The 19,311-nt window shown below is 62.0% G+C and carries 18 protein-coding genes; 13 read left to right on the top strand and 5 right to left on the bottom strand.

What is annotated here, in order from left to right:
- The first annotated feature begins 128 nt into the window (after positions 1 to 128).
- The gene (locus AC6CH8_RS20555; RefSeq protein ID WP_498192107.1) at positions 129 to 1,064 is read left to right on the top strand and encodes a type IV toxin-antitoxin system AbiEi family antitoxin domain-containing protein; all 936 of its coding nucleotides are present in this window, start codon (positions 129 to 131) and stop codon (positions 1,062 to 1,064) included.
- A gap of 250 nt (positions 1,065 to 1,314) precedes the next feature.
- On the opposite strand, the gene AC6CH8_RS20550 is transcribed toward AC6CH8_RS20555, so the two are convergent.
- On the bottom strand, positions 1,315 to 1,491 hold the full coding sequence (locus AC6CH8_RS20550) for a hypothetical protein (RefSeq protein WP_420178984.1): 177 nt from the start codon (positions 1,489 to 1,491) through the stop codon (positions 1,315 to 1,317).
- Between the two features lie 370 nt (positions 1,492 to 1,861).
- On the opposite strand from AC6CH8_RS20550, the gene pucL reads away from it, so the two are divergent.
- The 3 genes from pucL to AC6CH8_RS20535 all read left to right on the top strand — a co-directional run bounded on the left by pucL (position 1,862) and on the right by AC6CH8_RS20535 (position 4,874).
- Positions 1,862 to 2,776: a factor-independent urate hydroxylase gene (pucL, locus tag AC6CH8_RS20545; protein WP_420178985.1), complete on the top strand. Its 915-nt coding sequence runs from the start codon at positions 1,862 to 1,864 to the stop codon at positions 2,774 to 2,776.
- A 173-nt stretch (positions 2,777 to 2,949) separates the two neighbouring features.
- Positions 2,950 to 4,458, top strand: a complete 1,509-nt coding sequence (locus AC6CH8_RS20540) for a nucleobase:cation symporter-2 family protein (protein WP_178994199.1) — start codon at positions 2,950 to 2,952, stop codon at positions 4,456 to 4,458.
- Positions 4,459 to 4,595: 137 nt separating this feature from the next.
- The gene (locus tag AC6CH8_RS20535; protein WP_498192106.1) at positions 4,596 to 4,874 is read left to right on the top strand and encodes a hypothetical protein; all 279 of its coding nucleotides are present in this window, start codon (positions 4,596 to 4,598) and stop codon (positions 4,872 to 4,874) included.
- Positions 4,875 to 4,934: 60 nt separating this feature from the next.
- Here the strand turns inward: AC6CH8_RS20535 and AC6CH8_RS20530 are convergent, their stop codons facing one another.
- Positions 4,935 to 5,690: an IclR family transcriptional regulator gene (locus AC6CH8_RS20530; RefSeq protein ID WP_011776026.1), complete on the bottom strand. Its 756-nt coding sequence runs from the start codon at positions 5,688 to 5,690 to the stop codon at positions 4,935 to 4,937.
- 221 nt (positions 5,691 to 5,911) lie between these two features.
- Between AC6CH8_RS20530 and AC6CH8_RS20525 the strand changes: the two genes are divergently transcribed.
- From AC6CH8_RS20525 to AC6CH8_RS20510, 4 genes are read left to right on the top strand one after another with little or no spacing between them, the layout of a single operon-like run.
- Positions 5,912 to 7,312 carry an NAD-dependent malic enzyme gene (locus AC6CH8_RS20525; protein WP_498192105.1) on the top strand — a complete coding sequence of 467 codons (1,401 nt, stop codon included), beginning with the start codon at positions 5,912 to 5,914 and terminating at the stop codon, positions 7,310 to 7,312.
- A gap of 16 nt (positions 7,313 to 7,328) precedes the next feature.
- Positions 7,329 to 8,927: a malate synthase A gene (aceB, locus tag AC6CH8_RS20520; protein WP_498192104.1), complete on the top strand. Its 1,599-nt coding sequence runs from the start codon at positions 7,329 to 7,331 to the stop codon at positions 8,925 to 8,927.
- A 1-nt stretch (position 8,928) separates the two neighbouring features.
- On the top strand, positions 8,929 to 10,191 hold the full coding sequence (locus AC6CH8_RS20515; RefSeq protein ID WP_498192120.1) for a DUF6986 family protein: 1,263 nt from the start codon (positions 8,929 to 8,931) through the stop codon (positions 10,189 to 10,191).
- Positions 10,192 to 10,205: 14 nt separating this feature from the next.
- Positions 10,206 to 11,018, top strand: a complete 813-nt coding sequence (locus tag AC6CH8_RS20510) for a bifunctional allantoicase/(S)-ureidoglycine aminohydrolase (protein WP_089596173.1) — start codon at positions 10,206 to 10,208, stop codon at positions 11,016 to 11,018.
- 119 nt (positions 11,019 to 11,137) lie between these two features.
- On the opposite strand, the gene AC6CH8_RS20505 is transcribed toward AC6CH8_RS20510, so the two are convergent.
- Together AC6CH8_RS20505 and AC6CH8_RS20500 are read right to left on the bottom strand one after the other, a co-directional pair.
- Positions 11,138 to 11,437, bottom strand: coding sequence for a hypothetical protein (locus tag AC6CH8_RS20505; RefSeq protein WP_498192103.1), 300 nt, complete (start codon positions 11,435 to 11,437; stop codon positions 11,138 to 11,140).
- 85 nt (positions 11,438 to 11,522) lie between these two features.
- Positions 11,523 to 11,837 carry an MmcQ/YjbR family DNA-binding protein gene (locus AC6CH8_RS20500; RefSeq protein WP_476116532.1) on the bottom strand — a complete coding sequence of 105 codons (315 nt, stop codon included), beginning with the start codon at positions 11,835 to 11,837 and terminating at the stop codon, positions 11,523 to 11,525.
- Positions 11,838 to 12,120: 283 nt separating this feature from the next.
- On the opposite strand from AC6CH8_RS20500, the gene AC6CH8_RS20495 reads away from it, so the two are divergent.
- From AC6CH8_RS20495 to AC6CH8_RS20475, 5 genes are all read left to right on the top strand, one after another.
- Complete coding sequence (locus AC6CH8_RS20495) at positions 12,121 to 12,708, top strand: DinB family protein (RefSeq protein WP_498192102.1); 588 nt, start codon at positions 12,121 to 12,123, stop codon at positions 12,706 to 12,708.
- Positions 12,709 to 13,080: 372 nt separating this feature from the next.
- Positions 13,081 to 14,520 (top strand): MFS transporter, encoded by a 1,440-nt coding sequence (locus AC6CH8_RS20490; protein WP_498192101.1) that lies wholly within the window; start codon positions 13,081 to 13,083, stop codon positions 14,518 to 14,520.
- Positions 14,510 to 15,208, top strand: a complete 699-nt coding sequence (locus AC6CH8_RS20485; protein ID WP_498192100.1) for an aspartate/glutamate racemase family protein — start codon at positions 14,510 to 14,512, stop codon at positions 15,206 to 15,208. Before AC6CH8_RS20490 ends, AC6CH8_RS20485 begins: the two co-directional genes overlap by 11 nt.
- 199 nt (positions 15,209 to 15,407) lie before the next feature.
- Positions 15,408 to 15,908, top strand: a complete 501-nt coding sequence (locus AC6CH8_RS20480) for a sensor histidine kinase (protein ID WP_166660329.1) — start codon at positions 15,408 to 15,410, stop codon at positions 15,906 to 15,908.
- A 107-nt stretch (positions 15,909 to 16,015) separates the two neighbouring features.
- Positions 16,016 to 18,205 carry a transglycosylase domain-containing protein gene (locus AC6CH8_RS20475; protein WP_420178994.1) on the top strand — a complete coding sequence of 730 codons (2,190 nt, stop codon included), beginning with the start codon at positions 16,016 to 16,018 and terminating at the stop codon, positions 18,203 to 18,205.
- Positions 18,206 to 18,449: 244 nt separating this feature from the next.
- On the opposite strand, the gene AC6CH8_RS20470 is transcribed toward AC6CH8_RS20475, so the two are convergent.
- Positions 18,450 to 19,181, bottom strand: coding sequence for a glutamine amidotransferase (locus AC6CH8_RS20470; RefSeq protein ID WP_498192098.1), 732 nt, complete (start codon positions 19,179 to 19,181; stop codon positions 18,450 to 18,452).
- Positions 19,182 to 19,311: the final 130 nt, after the last annotated feature.

Raw genomic sequence — 19,311 nt, 5'->3', positions numbered from 1 at the left:
TTTCGGGGGTTTCCCTGCGCAACATGCCGTTCGCACGGCACAGTCCGCAGCGAGCCCACGAAGCGGGCTTGTCCACATAGGCCTACGCACCCCTGCCCTCGCACGCCGGCTCATTGAAGTCTTGACTCATGACACCAAACAACAGCAACGAGCTTCCCGCGGGGATGGATTTGTGGCGGACCGATGAGCTCCACGAAGCAGGCTTCAACCATCGGAGGATTGCCGCGCTGGTTCGCTCCGGCGCCTTAAGACGACTACGTCGCGGTTGCTATATCCGAGGCAGCACGTGGGCAGCCCAAAAGCCCTGGGTTCGCAGCTTGCAATTGATTGCTGCACACGCACACGGGACGCTTTCGACGTCGTCTGGCGGCTTGGTCTACAGCCACACCTCAGCCGCGCGTCTCCACGGCTTATTCCTGTGGGATGTTGGAGACAAAGTCCACATCACGACGCAAACAACAGCGTCCACCACTTCCCACGGCAAGGATGTGGTGCCGCACACCCGCCCGCTGGCGAAGATAGGGGCTGTTTTCGTCAAGGGAATGCCTTGCACCACGTTGGAACAGACGGTTGTGGACTGCTGCCTCATGCTCAACTACAAACAAGCCCTGGTGCTCATGGATCACGCCCTCCGAAAAGGTGCCGATGCCTCGAAACTGCAAGAGATGTGCGCATCGCTGGCCGGACGCAACGGAGTTCTCACTGTTCGCCGGGCTTTGGAGAATGCCGATGCCCGATCCGAGTCACCCGGAGAAACCCTGACCCGCGAGCTGCTGCAACGGTTGCGGATCGAGCCGCCCGATCTACAGGTGAAGGTGGCGTCAGCCGAAGGCCACCATCGGTTGGACTTTACATGGAAGGAAAAGAAGGTGGCCCTGGAGTTTGATGGAAAGGTGAAGTACTTCGACTACGCACCCACCGCCGAGGTGATCTACCAGGAACGGCAGCGAGAAAACGCCCTCACCGAGCTCGGCTGGAAGTTCATCCGGATCAAGTGGCAGCAGTTGTTTCGGGAGCAGGAGTTCAAAACAACAGTGCTGAGGGTACTGCGGGGAGCAAGCTAGAGCCCATCTCGGGGATTAGCTGCGCATTCGATGGTGCGCACGGCACGTTGCGCAGGGAACCCACGAATCGGGCTGCGGCAAGGGGCGGGGACCGAGCGCGCGACGGTCAGGCAGCACACGGAAAGGCGGGCGATACCTCCCCAGGTATCGCCCGCCTCGTTGGCTCTGTTGCGCAGAGTCCGTCCCCAAAAGGGCCCACGGCGGCAGGGTTCCCTGTCCGAGCTTGCGAGGAAAGGGGGCCGCCGGGGATCTAGGGGCGCTGCCGGCCGAATACCGGGAGCGCGCGCAGCCAACGGGAGAACCCGCCGGCTTTGCGGTCACAGTCGGCCGGAATATAGAAGTCGGGATCTGTCGCACCGAAGGGCAGGTACAGCTCCTGACCCGGCGCCGGGAATTCCACGACGTTGTTCGTATCCTTCGGGTCCATCTGTTCCTCCTCTTTCCCATGCCTACAGTTTCCGCTCTTCGGAAAACTTTTATTGTTATGTGGAAAGTGTAGGCAGCGGAGAAAGCAGTCGTCAAGACCCCTTGGGAGGCGAAGTGAGTTGCCCCGGTCACATTTGGATGGTTCATAACGATCCTTCGATACCCGTATACACAAGACGAAATAGTGCGCTACTCTCGAATCAGTTCGTGGCGTAGGTCACGTAACCTGAGAGCAGCAGGCAGGGTCGTAATGAGCTGGCATCCATGGATGCTGGCTCTTTTTTGTTGGGTCGGCTCCACCAGAAACGCAGTGGAAACACGCGCTTAATTTCATTGATGGAACGTAGGTTCCACCTCACAGAAGTTGGGATATGACCATGAGCAACAACATCGTCCTCGGCGAAAACCAGTACGGCAAGGCAGAAGTCCGCGTCGTCAAGGTCACTCGGGATACAGACCGCCACCACATCGAAGACCTGAACGTCACTTCGCAACTGCGCGGCGATTTCCAGGCCGCACACCTCCAAGGCGACAACGGCCACGTCGTTGCCACCGATACCCAGAAGAACACGGTCTACGCGTTCGCACGTGAAGGCATCGGCTCCCCCGAGTCCTTCCTCCTACGCCTCGCAGACCACTTCACCGGCGGATTCGACTGGGTTACCGGCGGCCGCTGGGAAGCCGAAGCCTACAGCTGGGATCGTATCCAGGCTCACGGAGAGGGACACGACCACAGCTTTGTCCGCAACGGACAAGAGGTGCGCACCGCCGTCGTCGTCCGTGATGGGGCAACCACCCACCTTATTTCCGGCCTCAAGGACCTGACCGTCCTGAAGACCACGCAGTCCGGTTTTGTCGGCTACCCGCGGGATAAGTACACCACCCTTCCGGAAACCACCGACCGCATCCTGGCCACCGATGTATCCGCCCGCTGGCGCTACAACACCAACCTGGACTTCGCCGGCACGGACTTCAACAAGAGCTACGAGGACATCAAAGCCCTCCTGCTCGAAGGCTTCACGGAAAACTACTCCCACGCCCTGCAGCAGACGCTGTTCGACATGGGCAAGAAGGTCCTGGAAGCACACAGCGAAGTGGACGAGATCAAGTTCTCCATGCCCAACAAGCACCACTTCCTGGTTGACCTGAGCCCGTTCGGCCTGGACAACCCCAACGAGGTCTTCTTCGCCGCAGATCGCCCGTACGGCCTCATCGAAGCAACTGTCCAGCGCGAGAACATCGAAGCTGCACCCGTTGCCTGGAGCGGCATCGCCGGCTTCTGCTAAGCCCGCACCAAACCAGCACTAAAAAAGCACCAACCACGGGTTTGTGTGCAGGCCCCCACGGCGCCCCTTACGGCCGGGCCTGCACACAACCCCAACCCCAACAACTCAAGATTTTGTTAGCCAGACACAGTTAGCCAGACGAAGACGTCTGCCATGAACCCAGAAAGTCTGCCATGAACATCAAGAAGAAATCCCGCCCTGCGAATACCACCCGTTCGCAGACGCATCAGTCGGAACGCCCCGAGGATAAGCGACTCTCCATCGGAAGCACCTTCGCTTACGGCTTCCAGCACGTTCTCACCATGTATGGCGGAATCATTGCCCCGCCGTTGATCATCGGCGCGGCCGCCGGCATGTCCTCGCAGGACATCGGCCTCCTCATTGCCGCCTGCTTGTTCGTTGGCGGCCTGGCCACCATCCTGCAGACCGTCGGCATTCCGTTCTTCGGCTCGCAGTTGCCATTGGTACAGGGCGTTTCCTTCGCCGGTGTTTCCACCATGGTGGCGATCGTCCAAGGCGGTGGCGGGATCCAGGCGGTGTTCGGCTCGGTCATTGTGGCCTCGCTGATTGGCCTGGCGATCACTCCCCTGTTCTCCAAGATCATCAAGTTCTTCCCACCGGTGGTTACCGGAACCGTGATCACCACTATCGGCCTCACACTGATGCCGGTGGCAGCAAACTGGGCCATGGGCGGCAACGCCAAGGCGGACAATTACGGCAGCATGGCCAACATCGGCCTCGCAGCAGCAACCATGGGCGTCGTACTGCTCTTGAGCAAGGTGGGCAACGCCGCTATCTCCAGGCTCTCCATCCTGCTGGCCATGGTCATCGGCACCATCATCGCGTTCGTGGCAGGCATGGCCGACTTCTCCAAGGTTGGCCAGGGCGACATCGTCGCATTCCCCACGCCGTTCGCTTTCGGTGCTCCGACCTTCGAAATCGCCGCCATCATCTCCATGCTTATCGTCATCCTGGTGACCCTGACCGAAACCTCTGCAGACATCATCGCAGTGGGCGAGATCGTGGACACCAAGGTGGACTCCCGCCGCATCGGCGACGGCCTCCGCGCCGACATGCTCTCCAGCGCCATCTCCCCGCTGTTCAACTCCTTCACGCAGAGCGCCTTCGCCCAGAACGTCGGCCTCGTCGCCATCACGGGCATCAAGAGCCGCTTCGTAGTCAGCGCCGGGGGCCTCATCCTGGTGATCCTGGGCCTCCTGCCGATCCTGGGCCGCGTTGTCGCAGCGGTTCCGACGCCCGTCCTGGGCGGCGCCGGCGTCGTGCTCTTCGGTACGGTGGCAGCCAGCGGTATCCGTACCCTGGCCAAGGTTGAGTACAAGAACAACATGAACCTGATCATCGTGGCGGCGTCGATCGGCTTCGGCATGATCCCCATCGCCGCGCCGTCCTTCTACGACGCGTTCCCGTCCTGGTTCTCCACGATCTTCCACTCCGGCATCAGCTCGGCAGCCGTCATGGCTATCCTGCTGAACATCCTCTTCAACCACCTCAAAGCCGGCAACTCGGACAACCAGTCGGTATTCGTCGCGGGCACAGACCGGATTGTCAGCGAAGAGGACATCAAGTGCCTCAGCGAAGGCGACCGCTTCGAGAACGGCAAGCTCATCGACGCCGACGGCAAGGAAGTTCCGCTCAAGACGTCCAGCGCGTCGGAGCACTAACTTCTGATCCGCCGAAATGACACTTGACGCCCATGTTTTCGGAAAACATGGGCGTCAAGTGTCATCTCACGCAGAACGTACGACGGCGGCACTCACCCGCGTGGGAAGCTCACCTGCACGCTTCGCACCGTAAGATCATGGCCGAACAGGTACCCTGCTTCCGCTCATTGGCCTTCCGCGAGATCCCGACCCCGGACTACGCGGACGTTTGCCTGGCCGTCCTTCCGGACGGAGCCAGCACGGAACCTGCGGAGTGGGCGGAGCGGCTGTTCTCCCTGGAGTCCATGCCCCGCTGGGTTGCTGCGGCGATGGGTTTGCGCCAGGCCCTGGTCCCTTTGATCGGCGTTCCCAAGGCCCCACGGGACACGTTGAGAGTGACGGATCAGTCCGCCCGCTCAAAACCCTCGCCGAGATGACAGATAATGCCCATGTTTTTGGAAAACATGGGCATTATCTGTCATCTCGGCGAAAGAAAATCAGTTCTGGTTCAGCTCCGCGGAGATCGCCATCGCAGCTTCACGCAGCATGGGCACGGCGCGGTCCGCGAAGCTCTGGTCCACGCGGGTGATTGGGCCGGACACGGAGATCGCGGTGGGAGTGGGAGCGTTGGGGACGGCCATGGCGAAGCAGCGGACGCCGAGCTCCTGCTCTTCCTCGTCAATGGAGTAGCCGCGTTCGCGGATCAGCTTGAGGTCCGCGAGCAAGGAGTCGATGTCGCCGATGCTCTTGGCCGTGGGAGTGGGCATGCCGGTGCGGGCCACGATGCCGCGGACCACCTCGTCGTCCAACTGGGCGAGGATGGCTTTGCCCACGCCGGTGTCGTGCGTGTGGGCGCGGCGGCCGACCTCGGTAAACATGCGCATGGAGTGCATGGAGGGGACCTGGGCAACGTAGATGACCATGTCGGAATCCAACACGGCCATGTTGGAGGTTTCACCCAGGCGTTCCACAAGGGTCTTCAGCTGCGGACGGGCCACGGCACCGAGCTGCTTGCTGGCACCTTCACCGAGCCGGATCAGGCGGGGCCCCAGGGCGTAGCGGCGGTTGGGCAGCTGGCGGATGTAGCCGAGTGACACCAGCGTGCGCAGCAAGCGGTGGATGGTGGGCAGGGGGAGGTCAGTGGACGACGAGAGCTCGCTCAAGGTGACGTCGCCGCCCGCGTCCGTGATCAGTTCCAGCAGTTCAAAGACGCGCTCAACGGACTGCACGCCTCCGGAGGCTTTTTCAGCCATTCCCTTGTCTCCAATGACTCAGATTCCGACAACTCTTATCCGCATCGTGAAAAGAATTGCTTAGAACACCCAACATACAGCACAGCGCCCACCTGCGCGATGGCACCGAACATGACCAAGCAAGGGGTTGTGTTTCCACTTTGTAGATAATAATATCCATAATACGAAAACATTCAGTTTGGAACGGCGGCCCGGGAACGGGCCTTACAGGAGGAATTTCAATGGCGAATCCGAGCCCCGGAAACTCGATCACCCTGCGCGTCGCCGCACCGTCGAGCTTCACCGCTACCAGCGAACTGGCAGCAGCCGTCGGCGCAGCCGGTGCAGCGATCACCGCGCTGGACGTCACGGAATCCCACCACGAGACGATCGTTGTTGACGTCACCTGCAACACCACCGACGACGACCACGCATCCCGCGTGAAGGACGCCCTGAACGCCCTCGACGGCGTCACCGTCCAGCACGTCTCGGACCGCACCTTCCTCATGCACCTCGGTGGCAAGCTCGAAGTTGTCCCCAAAGTAGCCCTGCGCAACCGTGACGATCTCTCGCGTGCCTACACTCCCGGCGTCGCCCGCGTTTGCATGGCCATCGCAGAGGACCCGGCCGCAGCCCGCAACCTGACGGTCAAGCGCAACACCATCGCAGTCCTCACCGACGGTTCGGCCGTTCTGGGCCTGGGCAACATCGGCCCCGCCGCCGCCCTGCCCGTCATGGAAGGCAAGGCTGCGCTCTTCAAGCAGTTCGCCAACGTTGACGCCTGGCCGGTGTGCCTGGACACCCAGGACACCGAAGAAATCATCATGATCGCCAAGGCCATGGCGCCCGTCTACGGCGGCATCAACCTCGAAGACATCGCCGCGCCGCGCTGCTTCGAGATCGAGAACCGTCTCCGCGAAGAACTCGACATTCCCGTCTTCCACGATGACCAGCACGGTACGGCGATCGTCACGCTCGCTGCTTTGGTCAACGCCCTCCGCGTTGTGGACAAGAAGCTCTCCGAGGTCAAGATCGTGGTTTCGGGTGTCGGCGCTGCCGGCTCGGCCATCATCCAGCTCCTCAAGGCCCAGGGCGCGCAGCACATCATCGCCGCCGGCCGCTCCGGCGCCATCCACTCGGGTGAAAAGTACGACGACGAGCACCGCAGCTGGATCGCCGCGAACACCAACGAAGAAGGTTTCTCCGGAACCCTGCACGACGCCCTCAAGGGAGCGGACGTCTTCATCGGCGTCTCCGCTCCGCACGTGATCGGCGAGGAGCAGGTTGCTTCGATGGCCGAGGACGCGATCGTGTTTGCCATGGCGAACCCGACGCCGGAAATCGATCCCGTTGTCGCGTCCAAGCACGCAGCCGTGGTTGCCACCGGCCGCAGCGACTTCCCGAACCAAATCAACAACGTGCTGGCCTTCCCCGGCTTCTTCCGGGGCCTGCTGGACGCCGGAGCCTCGGACATTACGCCGAACATGCTGGTGGCCGCCGCTGAGGCAATTGCCAACCGGGTAGCTGACGATGAGCTGAACGCGAGTTACATTATCCCCAGCGTCTTCGATCCCCATGTTGCCGCCGATGTAGCGACCGCCGTGGCCAATGCGGCGCACGCCAACGCCGCCAGCGCACTCTAGAAAAGGACACCGCCACATGGCTATCACAGTCACTGATCCCCGGCCGATCGATCGCGCCGAGGAAATCCTCACCCCCAAGGCACTGGCCTTCATCGAGGAGCTGCACAAGCGTTTCGCCGGCACCCGCAATGAGCTCTTGGTAGCACGCGGCGTCAAGCGCCAGAAGGTTGCTGACACCAGCCGCCTCGACTTCCTCCCTGAGACGAAGGAAATCCGCGACGGCGACTGGAAGGTCGCCGAGGCACCGGCAGCTTTGCAGGACCGCCGGGTCGAGATGACCGGCCCGGCAACACCCGCAAAGATGGCCATCAACGCCCTCAACTCCGGCGCCAAGGTATGGCTCGCGGATCTCGAGGACGCCAGCACTCCCACATGGCCCAACGTCATCGACGCGATCCTCAACCTCCGCGACGCCGCCCAGGGCACCCTGAGCTACACCTCGCCCGAGGGCAAGGAATACCGCCTGCGGACCGACGCGCCCCTGGCTGTTGTTGTTGCCCGTCCCCGCGGCTGGCACATGGAAGAGAACCACCTGCTGATCGACGGCGAACCCGCCGTGGGTGCGCTGGTGGACTTCGGCCTGCACTTCTTCCACATCGCCAAGCAGCTGCTCCTCAACGGCCAGGGACCGTACTACTACCTGCCCAAGATGGAGAGCCACCTTGAGGCCCGCCTCTGGAACGATGTCTTCGTGTTCGCCCAGGATTTCCTGGGCATCCCGCAGGGCAGCGTCCGCGCCACCGTGCTCATCGAGACCATCCCGGCAGCGTTCGAGATGGACGAGATCCTCTACGAACTCCGCGACCACGCCTCAGGCCTGAACGCCGGCCGCTGGGACTACCTCTTCAGCATCATCAAGTACTTCCGTGATGCCGGCGAAGAGTTCGTCCTCCCGGACCGCGCCACCGTCGCCATGACCGCTCCCTTCATGCGCGCCTACACCGAACTCCTGGTCAAGACCTGCCACAAGCGCGGCGCCTTCGCCATGGGTGGCATGGCCGCCGTCATCCCCAACCGCAAGCAGCCGGATGTCACCGCCGCAGCCTTCGACAAGGTCCGCGCCGACAAGACCCGCGAGGCAAACGATGGCTTCGACGGCTCCTGGGTTGCACACCCGGACCTGGTCTCCACCTGCCGCGAAGTCTTCGACTCCGTGCTCGGCGATCGCCCCAACCAGCTCCACAAGCAGCGCCCCGAGGTGAGCGTCACGGCCGAGCAGCTCATCGACGTCGCCTCCGCCGGCGGCACGGTCACCGAAGCCGGCCTGCGGCTGAACCTGTACGTCGCCGTCGCCTACACGGGCGTCTGGATCTCCGGCAGCGGTGCCGTTGCCATCCACAACCTCATGGAAGACGCCGCAACCGCGGAGATCTCCCGCTCGCAGGTGTGGCAGCAGATCCGCAACAAATCCGTCCTCGCAGACACTGGCAACACCGTGACCCGCGAACTCGTCAGCCGCATCCTGGGCGAAGAAACCGAGCGCCTGCGCATAGAATTCGGCGACGAAAACTTCGCAAAGTACTACGAGCCTGCGTCGAAGCTGATCGAGGACATCTGTCTGTCCGACGATTACACGGACTTCCTCACCACTCCCGCGTATGAGCTGGTGGGCTGAGATGGGCTCATTCTCTTCCTCTGATCTGGCCCACATCGAGTCACAGCTCGCTGCGACGGACCAGTTGCTGGACCGCAATTACCCCGGCGACGACGGCTCACGCCAGCCCATCCACACTGTCTACATCCCCGCCGACCGCTTCACGCCTTCCCTTGCGGCAGAGTGGGGCGCCCAGGCACTCGCGACGGCGGAGGCTCACGGAGGCCTGGAAAAGCTCGGTCAGCTGTTGGGCCAGGAACCTCACTTGGCTGCTGCTGTTGCGGAGCGTGTGGCTGCGAAGCTTACTGCTGAGCCGATCGAAGACCTCCGTTTGGACTTCGAAGACGGCTACGGCGATCGCGGCGATGAGGCAGAAGACGCCGACGCCGTAGCTGCCGCCAACGCCGTTGCCGCTGCAGTTGCTGCCGGAACAGCTCCGCCGTTCATCGGCATCCGCTTCAAGTGCTTCGAAGCCCCCACGAGGGCTCGGGGCCTGAAGACACTGGACCTGTTCGTCTCCACGTTGGCCGCGGCCGGCGAACTCCCGGCCGGCCTGATCCTCACCCTGCCCAAGGTCACCACAGTGGCCCAGGTACAGGCGATGGACTTCGCAGTGTCCCGCCTTGAAGAAGTCCACGGGCTTCCCGCCGGCCGGCTCCGCTTTGAGGTGCAGGTGGAAACACCGCAGCTCATCATCGGCGCTGACGGAACCTCACCGGTAGCCCAGCTCCCCCACGTTGTTCCGGGACGCATCAGCGCCCTGCACTACGGGACCTACGACTACAGCGCTTCACTGGGAATCTCCGCGGAGTACCAGTCCATGGAGCACCCTGTGGCGGACTTCGCCAAGGAAGTCATGCAGCTCGCCGTCGCCGGCACGGGCATCCGCCTCTCCGACGGTTCCACCAACATCATCCCCGTGGGCGATGGTGTGGAAGATGCCTGGAAGCTGCATGGCCGCTTGGTTCGTCGCTCCCTGGAAAACGGCTACTACCAGGGTTGGGACCTGCACGCAGCACAACTGCCCAGCCGCTTCTCGGCGTCGTACGCTTTCTACCGCGAAGGCCTGCCCGCAGCGGCCCTCCGCCTCCGCAACTACGTGGAGCGCACCGAAGGCGGCGTCATGGACGAGCCCGCCACCGCCCGCGCGCTTGCGGGCTTCGTCCTCCGCGGCGTCCAGTGCGGCGCGGTGGGGACCGACGAGGTCAAGGCGCTTGCCGGCGTCGAACTTTCGCAGCTGACCGCACTGGCGCACCCGCGGCTCGCACAACCAACTTCGCACTGATAGGAGCATTTCGCATGGGCAAGTACTACTACCCTCAGGGCGGCCTGCCGCCGCAGACCCAGCTGACCACCGAACGGGCCATCGTCACCGAGGCCTACACGGTGATCCCCAAGGGCGTCATGACGGACATCGTCACCAGCAACCTGCCGGGGTTCTCCAACACTCGTTCGTGGATCATCGCGCGGCCGATCTCCGGGTTTGCCACCACGTTCTCCCAGTTGATCGTGGAGATCGCACCGGGCGGCGGAGCTCCCAAGGCCGAGTTCGAGTCCGGCGTCGAAGGCGTCATCTTCGTTACCAAGGGCCAGGTCAACCTGACCCTCGACGGCGAACTGCACCACCTCGAAGAGGGCGGCTATGCCTACCTCGCTGCCGGTTCAGAGTGGGGCTTGGAGAACGTCTCCGACGACATCGTCTCCTTCCACTGGATCCGCAAGGCCTACGAACGCCTTGAAGGCTTCGAGGCCAAGTCCTTCGTCACCAATGAGAAGGACGTGGAGCCCACCTCCATGCCGGACACCGACGACGTCTGGAAGACCACACGTTTCACGGATTCCAGCGATCTGGCCCACGACATGCAGGTGAACATCGTCACCTTCCAGCCCGGCGGCGTGATCCCCTTCCCGGAGACTCACGTCATGGAGCACGGCCTGTACGTGCTTGAGGGCAAGGCCATGTACTTGCTCAACAACGACTGGGTTGAAGTGGAGGCCGGCGACTTCATGTGGCTGCGCGCGTTCTGCCCGCAGGCTTGCTACGCCGGCGGTCCGGGCGAGTTCCGTTACCTGCTGTACAAGGACATGAACCGCCAGGTGAAGCTCACCTAGTCCGTTTGTTTACGCCGGGATCGCCGGAAAGCTGCCAGTTCGCTGGCAGCTTTCCGGCGATTTCGCTTTTCTCGGGCCGTTTCGGCACGGGTCCGGCGAACTCAGCGGCTTCGGCGAACTCAGCGGCTTCGGCGGCCTATGGCGAGCCCGGCCCAGAACGCGAGCACCAGATGGCCAACGACCGTCACGACCAGCCCGAGCTGTGTGCCTTGGCTGACCATGGCCCCACCGTTCCCGACGAAGACAGTGTCACTCAACGGTGCGTAGGCGAACCAGCCGAAGTTCGTGCTCTGGTTGGTCCACGCCACGATCAGCCCCACGATCACAGCGACCAGCCCCAGCAAAGGCACGACGACGGCAGAGACGCTGCGGGCAGGCTGCGGTGTGCTCTGTTCCCCAAATTTGTTGTTTTCCCCCATGCGGCCGAGTCTAGCCTGCGCGCGTGCACCCAACTGAGTCGCAGTTAAGCGCGTTTTGAGCTCTCTAAACGCGCTCTGCTGCGACCTAGTTGGGTTTGCCCGGGCCACCGGCGATTCGGTACGACTCCTGGAGCAGTTCGTCGAGCTCTTCCGTGTCGATTCGTTCCAGCCGGATCAGCATCAGCTTCGGGGACTGTTCGTGATGCGGAGTCCAGAAGAAGGTGTCGGGTTCCATGGCTGCGAGTGCTTCGCGTTCTTCGGTTTTCACCGTGCCCACGCCTTCTTCCCACATGCGGGCCATGAGGGACTTGGCGAACCACGCGGGCTGCCCCCAGCTCTGGCGCTCGGTCACTCCGGGCATGCTCAGGCAGATGCGTCTTACGTCGTCCTCAGTGGCCATGGTTCACTGTGGCAGCATCCCTTGTTGTGCCACAAGGGATGCTGCCGCGATCCGGCTGGGCGAATGTTGACCATCGGCTTCTGTGTCATCGACAAAAGCCCGCGGTAGTGCCGTCGTCGAGTCCTACGCTGGGGTCCCAGGTCGCCGGAAACGTGCACGGTCGGCGGGAAAGCTGCCAAGCCGCCCGAGCGTTCCGGCGATCCAGCACGCTTACCGCGAAGTCGCGGTCGCGGTCCCGGTCGCGGTCCCGAAAGTGTCGGACCCCTTCGGTAGAGTCCTGACCATGGATGAAAAAGCGACGCTGCTCACATACTTGCGCCTCCGCCGGACGGACCTGCTCGGAAAACTGGACGGGCTGAGCGAGTACGATGCCCGCCGGCCAATGACACCCACGGGAACCAACCTGCTGGGCCTGGTCAAGCATGTGGCCAGTGTGGAGCTGGGGTATTTCGGCGAGACCTTTGGCCGGTCCAGCGGCAGGGAGCTGCCGTGGTTTGCCGACAATGCGGCACCGGATTCGGACATGTGGGTTCCGGCAAGTGAGAGCCGGGAGGAGATCCTGGAGCTGCACCACTTCTCGGCCAAGTACAGCGATGAAACCATCGAATCACTCCCGCTGGACGCTCCGGGCGTCGTGCCGTGGTGGTCGGATGAGAAGAAGAACGTCACTCTCCACCAGATCCTGGTCCATATGTGCGTGGAAACGTCGAGGCATGCGGGGCACGCGGACATTATTCGCGAACTCATTGACGGCAACATTGGGCAGAGACCGGGCGATCCGAACATCCCGGGCCGGTCCACGGAAGAGTGGGGAGCCCACTGTGCCCGCATTGAACAGGCGGCGCTGCAGGCAGGCGAAAGCACCGCCTAAACCTTCATAGGCGGCTCGGTGAGGCGCTGGCATACTAACGGGCTCACGGGCCACTATTGCCTGGATCGTCCTTAGCGAGGTTCGGGAGTTGGGAGGTGCGGCTTCCTGACCTTCTTCGACCTCAATGATGCCCAAAATCAACTTATTTCGGGTGCATTAGGGCATCTGAGCTTCTAAAGCGAGTCAGAAATGCAGCAGGCTCCACCTCTTAATGAGCTCCCGGTCACATTCTGTTTACACGCCAACCATGGCCTTTTGGTATCCCAAAGTGTAATCTCCATCACATTCCCTCATGTGATATTCGCATTCCGCATGACGGAACCATTCGCGTGGCAATGAATGAAACCTTCAGAGCTCAGATAGGAGCGCACTGTGGAAAAAGACCTTGCCCAGGAGGCTGCAACACCGCGGACCGGATCCCTGGCCAAACAAATCGAAGGCGCGTATCAACGGATTGGGGTGACTGGCGCACATCGCCAGATTGTCTTCATGATCCTGCTGGGCGTCTTCTTCGACGCCCTCGAACAAAATGCCGTAGGAATCACCGGCCCCATCCTCCGCGAATCGTGGGGATTGGGAGCCACCGAAATCGGTTTGCTGAACACAATGACGTTTACGGCAACCGCACTTGGACGTCTTGCGACGGGCCTCATCGTCGACAAGTACGGCCGGCGGCACATGCTGGTCATCAACCTCATCATCTTCGCCGGTGGCTCGCTGCTCTGCGCCGTTGCCCCGAACTATCCCATTTTGGCCGCGGGCCGCTTCATTGTCGGCTTCGGGCTCGGTGGTGAAATAGCCGTCGCCGTGATCATGATGGCGGAGTTCTTCGCCGCCAAACACCGCGGCACCGCTGTGGGACTGATCAACGTCACCGCAGCCGGTCTGGGCAACATGCTGGCACCGGCCTTCGGCATCCTCGTCTTCACGCTCTTCGACGGCCCGGACAAGTGGCGCTGGGTGTTCGGCCTGTTGTTCATCCCCGCCCTGCTGGTGATGTTCTTCAGGAGGTACGTCCCGGAAACACCGCGATTCCTGGCTTCCCAAGGCAAAATCGACGAGGCCAACCTCGTCATCACCCGGCTTGCCCGCAACAAGCTCTCCGGCCCCATCAAGGACCCGGAAACATACATCACGGCAGTACCCGATCCTGTGGTAGTGAAATCGTCCGGCCACTGGAAGGACGCCCTCCGCGGCAAGCTCCTCAAGCGTACGGTGCTGCTGTGCATTGCCGTTTGCATGTCCTACGCCGCCCAGATTTCCATGCTGACGCTGATGCCCACCATCCTGGTGTCCCGCGGTTATGCCGTGAACACGAGCCTCTGGTTCACTCTGATCATGCAGTCGGGTTCATTGCTGGGTGCCTGCACAGCCGCCTACCTCGCCAGCCGATTGCCCCGGAAGAAAGTGCTCACAGCGGCCGCAATTCTTGGCTGCCTGTCCGGGCTGTCCATGGCCTTCCTTGCCACCGACATCGTGCTCGTTGTGATCTTCGGAGTCCTCTTCAACTTCTCGGTGATCATCCTTAACACCACCATTTGGCTGTTTGCGCCGGAGCTCTACCCCACGCGCACCCGTGGTTTCGGTACGTCCATCATCCTGGCAGCAGGTTCTTTGTCCGGAGGCCTGTTCCCGCTCATCTCCGGCGCCGTGTTCGACTCCGCCGGTTTGCCGGGCATGTTCACCACCCTGGCAGTGCTGTTCGTCGTCCTGGCGATCGTGGTCCAATTCCCTCCCGAGACCTTCAACAAGCCCCTGGAAGAGGACGCTGAACCGGGCGATGACGAGGAAGCTGCGATCTATGGACACTGACCTTCCAACCCCGGACACTGTCCTCCTGGTAAATCCAAACACCAACGGCGACACCACAACCATGATGGTGGACCTGGCTGAGGAGACCTTGGCGCCGCGTGGTCTCCGGGTTGTGGGCATTACCGCAGCCGCCGGGCCTTCCATGATCGTGGATCCGGCCTCCCTGTCCGAATCTGAGGCGCACGTCCGCAATGCTGTGCACGGCTATCTTTCCGGGCCCGACGGCGGCAGGGTGGCCGCTGTGATCGTTGCAGCGATAGGTGATCCGGGGCGGGCACAGTTGGACGACGAACTGGATATCCCGGTGATCGGCATAGGACAAGGCTCCGTTTACGCCGCAGCACAGGACTCTCACGGCGGGCTCCGTCACTTCGGTATGGCAACAAGCACACCATTGTTGGTGGAAGCGCTGGGCAAGCTGGTGGCAGACCACGGGTTCCAGGAGCATTTCACCGGTGTCCGGCTGACGCTGTCCGAACCCTTGGTCTTGGCGGCAGACCCTGAACGCCAGTTCCAAGAGTTGGCGCAGGCCGTCACAGAGGCTACGACCACTGACAACACTGAGGCGGTCATCATCGCCGGCGGCCCACTCAGCGCCACCGCGCGGCGGCTGGCGGAGACAACCGCCGTCGACATCATCCAACCGATCCCAAGCGCCTGCCGGCTGGTGCTCGCGGCTCTGTCTTAAACACAAAGAGCAGCGCCCGACGACGGCACTCAAATGCCGTCGTCGGGCGCTTTTTGAAGAACCCCGCAAGGGTCCGCAAGCCTCCCCCGCAAACTTGATGAGAACTTGAGCCAATCGAAAAGCTTCCTTGATATAGCAGCGCCACGCTGGAAACAGACGAAGCACCAATACACAGGGGTTTCGGCAACGAATTTCCAGTATGAAACACGACGATGTGGGGGAAGCAATGGAACAGGCATCAGCACTAACCGAGGTGGTCTCCGTCAAGGGCATCATCCAGGACCAGCACCCCGTGGATTTCTACGCGCTGGGTGTCGCAGGATGCATCGACCGGCTGGCCGCACCGCTCCGGCGTGCAGGCGTCACAGTGCACTGGCACACTCCCCATCACGGCATCGAGATCTCTTCCTCAGCCGCCGCCCTCCTGTATCACGTGGCGCAGGAGACCTTCAGCAACACCCTCAACTACGCGAACGCCAGCCAGCTCACCGTCCGGCTCAACGCCGTTTACCACGGCATCCAAATCACCATCACGGACGATGGCAGCGGTTTCGAAATCCACGCCGCCCCCAGTGGCCGGCGGCACGGTTTCGGATTGCTGCTGATGTCCATTGCAGTGCACGACGCCGGCGGGACAGTAGACATCGATTCTGCGGTTGGGCGGGGCACCACTGTGAGGGTTACGCTGCCGCTGGATTGAGTCCGATTTGGGACCATAATAGGGCGTCAAACCCATAGCCCCACAGCGTTGGCGGACGTATTCTGTAGCTACTTTTCAGCCTGACATCCCTAGGGAGTGGCACGAAAATGAAGCGGAACAAGGATCCAAAGATAAGTCTGGGCAAGGTCCTTTTGAGGGTCTTCGGGTTCTTCTTCGTGAGCATTCTCTGCGGGGTGCTGATCACAGGATTCCTGGCCCCCGTGGTTGCCTTCACCAGCACCACCGTGGGCGGGTCCGTAGGGTTTTATCAAAGCCTTCCGGCCGAGCTCGACGTCGATTCCCCCTCGCTTTCCAGCACGGTAGTCTCTGCAGACGGGCAACTAATAGCCACCTTCTTCGCCGAGAACCGGGTGAAAGTCCCCCTGGAGGAGATGTCGCCGTTCATCCGTGAGGCGATCATCGCTATCGAGGACAGCCGCTTCTACGAGCATGCGGGTGTGGACGCCCAAGGCATCATGCGGGCCCTGAGCTCCAACTTGACCCAAGGCACACGGCAAGGCGCTTCCACGCTCACCCAGCAGTACGTCACCAACGTCCTCAACGAGTCCCGCCTGTCCGACGGGCGGCCGGAGGACGTGGTCCTCAGCGGCCAGAAGACCGTGGGCGACAAGCTGCGCGAGATCAAGCTTGCCCTGGAACTGGAGAAGCGCTTCAGCAAGGACCAGATCCTTGAGGGTTACCTGAACATCGTGTTCTTCAACCGGAACGCGTATGGCATCGAGGCCGCATCCCGCTACTTCTTTAGTACCTCCGCCATGGATCTGACCCTGCCCCAAGCAGCCCTCCTGGCCGGTTTGGTCAATGGTCCCAGCATTTATGACCCCATTGCCGATCCCCAGGCTGCACTCGACCGCCGCAATCTGGTGTTGGGCCGGATGCTGGAACAGGGCAAGATCACGGCTGTGGACCACGGCGTAGCGGTGGCCACACCTATCGAACTGGACATAACTCCTTCCCTGCAAGGGTGTGCGGGCACATCATTCGCCACCTACTTCTGTGACTACGTTTCCCACCTCATCCTGAACAACGAGGCCTTCGGTTCAACGTTGGAGGAACGTGAGCGGCTCCTCTACCGCGGTGGCCTGACCATCACCACCACGTTGGATAGTCGCCTCCAGAATCTCGCCCAGCAACAAGTGGACGCGTCCGCCGGAGCCAACCCGGACAAGTGGGGCGCAGCGATGACCACTGTTCAGCCGGGCACGGGGAAGATCCTGGCGATGGCCCAAAACACGGTGTTCGTACCCCAGGAAGGAAAGTACGACACCCAGCTGAACTTCAATGTGGATGCCAAAGACGAGAACGGCTACGACCTCAATGGGGCGGGCGGTTTCCAGCCCGGTTCAACCATGAAACCGTTCATCTACGCCGAGTGGCTCAATGAGGGCAAGCACCCCACCGCCACGGTCGACGCCTCGCGCAGGGTGTACCCGGTGGGTTTCCCCTGGCGTTCGAGTTGTGGCAAGGTCCTTGGCGGCTACAGCACAGCCCAGAAGGCCCAGAACCTGGGTGCCGACGACGACCTGCAAAATAACGACGACGGCTACTACCGCCCGATGCCCATCAACTACGGCCTCTACAACTCCATCAACACCGCCACTTTCGCCACTGCAGCCCAACTGGACTTCTGCGGGATCCAGAAAATGGTGGACGCCGTTGGCCTCCACAGCGGTTTGGACAACGCGCCGGTGAACATGCACCAGATCGGCAATCTCCTTGGTTCCATTGGCGTGGCCCCGATGGTTCTGGCCAGCGCCTACGCCACCTTTGCCAATGACGGCACCTACTGCAAGCCCATTGCCATTACCGGGATCAGCGATTTCCAAGGGCGCCAGTTCGAAGCTCAAACACCCGAATGCCGGGAAGCTGTGAAACCGGCCGTGGCCCGCGGTGTGAACGCCGTCCTTCAGGATGTGATGAAGGTGGGTTCCGGCGTCTGGATTGAACCCAAGGTCCACACCAAGGTCCCCGTGGCCGCAAAGACGGGGACGTCCAACAACAACGGAGCTACGTGGGTGGCCGGTTACACCACGACCCTCGCTACGGCGTCGTTCTTTGGCGATACGACGGCGGGACAGCAGCGGGCGGGGCAGAATGTCACCATCAACGGCAAGTTCTACAAATCCTTGGACGGGTACATGATCGCCGGGCCGCAATGGGCCAACTACATGGTGGAGGCTGTGGCCCTCTACCCGAGCGGGCCGTTCGTGGCACCGGCTCCGCCGCCCTCCCCCGCGCCAACCACACCGGCGACGCCGCAGCTGACCCGGCGGTGACCACCCCCACCCCCCACGTTGCGAGGCCCGATCTACCCGGGATCCCTTCGCCAAAGGCTGCAGAGCGGGCCCCACAACAAACCACACCCCCACCTCCCACGTTGCGAGGCCCGATCTACCCGGTATCCCGCAGCCAAAGGCTGCAGAGCAGGCCCCACATCAAACCACCACCCACGTTGTGAGGCCCGATCTGCCCGGTATCCCGCAGCGTAAGGCTGCAAAGCAGGCCCCGCAACTCAAGGGTCTAGCGGGCGTAGCGCTTCGTGAAGTTCCGGAGCACCCGCATGGGTTCTGTCACGGATGACTGGCTGGCCGTCTCGATGAGTTCATCGGCTGTGTGGGGCGGGAAGTAACCGGCATTCTTGTAGATGTTGATGCGGGTGATCAGGCCGTCGGCGTCGAGTTCAGGGTGGAACTGCGTGGCGTAGAGGTTGTTCTTGATCCGGAACATGTGCACCGGGCACGCCTCTGAACTGGCCAACAGCACAGCGTGCTCGGGAAGTTGGCTGCACGCTTCTTTGTGCCCAACGAACGCCTCGAAGGTGTGCGGGACGCCGCTAAGCATGGGATCCTGCTCCCCCTCAACAGTCAGCGTGATCTCCGTGGGCCCCACTGCTTCGCCGAATCGGCGATCTATCACGGCTCCTTGATGCACGCCCAGTGTGCCGACGCCGTAGCAAGCCCCCAGAAAAGGAAAGTCATCGGCCACGATTCGGTCCAGGAGTGATGAGAGTTCCGTCTCAACCCGGATCTGGTCTGCGCTCTTTTCCTCCACAGGATCGCTGGACGTGTAAGGGCTGCCACCGACGATCACGCCGGAATAGTCGGACAGTTCAAGGGGAGGCAAAGGCCCGGATTCCAGCCGAATACGAACCAACTCCTCCGGTTTCAGGCCGCAGTACCGGAGGTAGGCCTGGTATTCGTCATCGGCTGCGGCATCTTCGGCGCGGGTGGCCAGCAAGAGAAAGGGCTTCACAGGCCCAGTCTGCGCGAGGAATGGCTGACGGACAAAGTGTGTTGCAAACCGGAGGGGGTTTCTGACAGAGACTCCCTCGCATCACCGTGGCTGCATAACGTTGTAGGGATCCCTACGAAATCCCCAGAAT

The organism is Paenarthrobacter sp. GQ52, assembly GCF_059759005.1.
The sequence above is the reverse complement of the archived record's forward strand: the minus strand, read 5'-3'. Positions and strand labels throughout refer to the sequence as shown.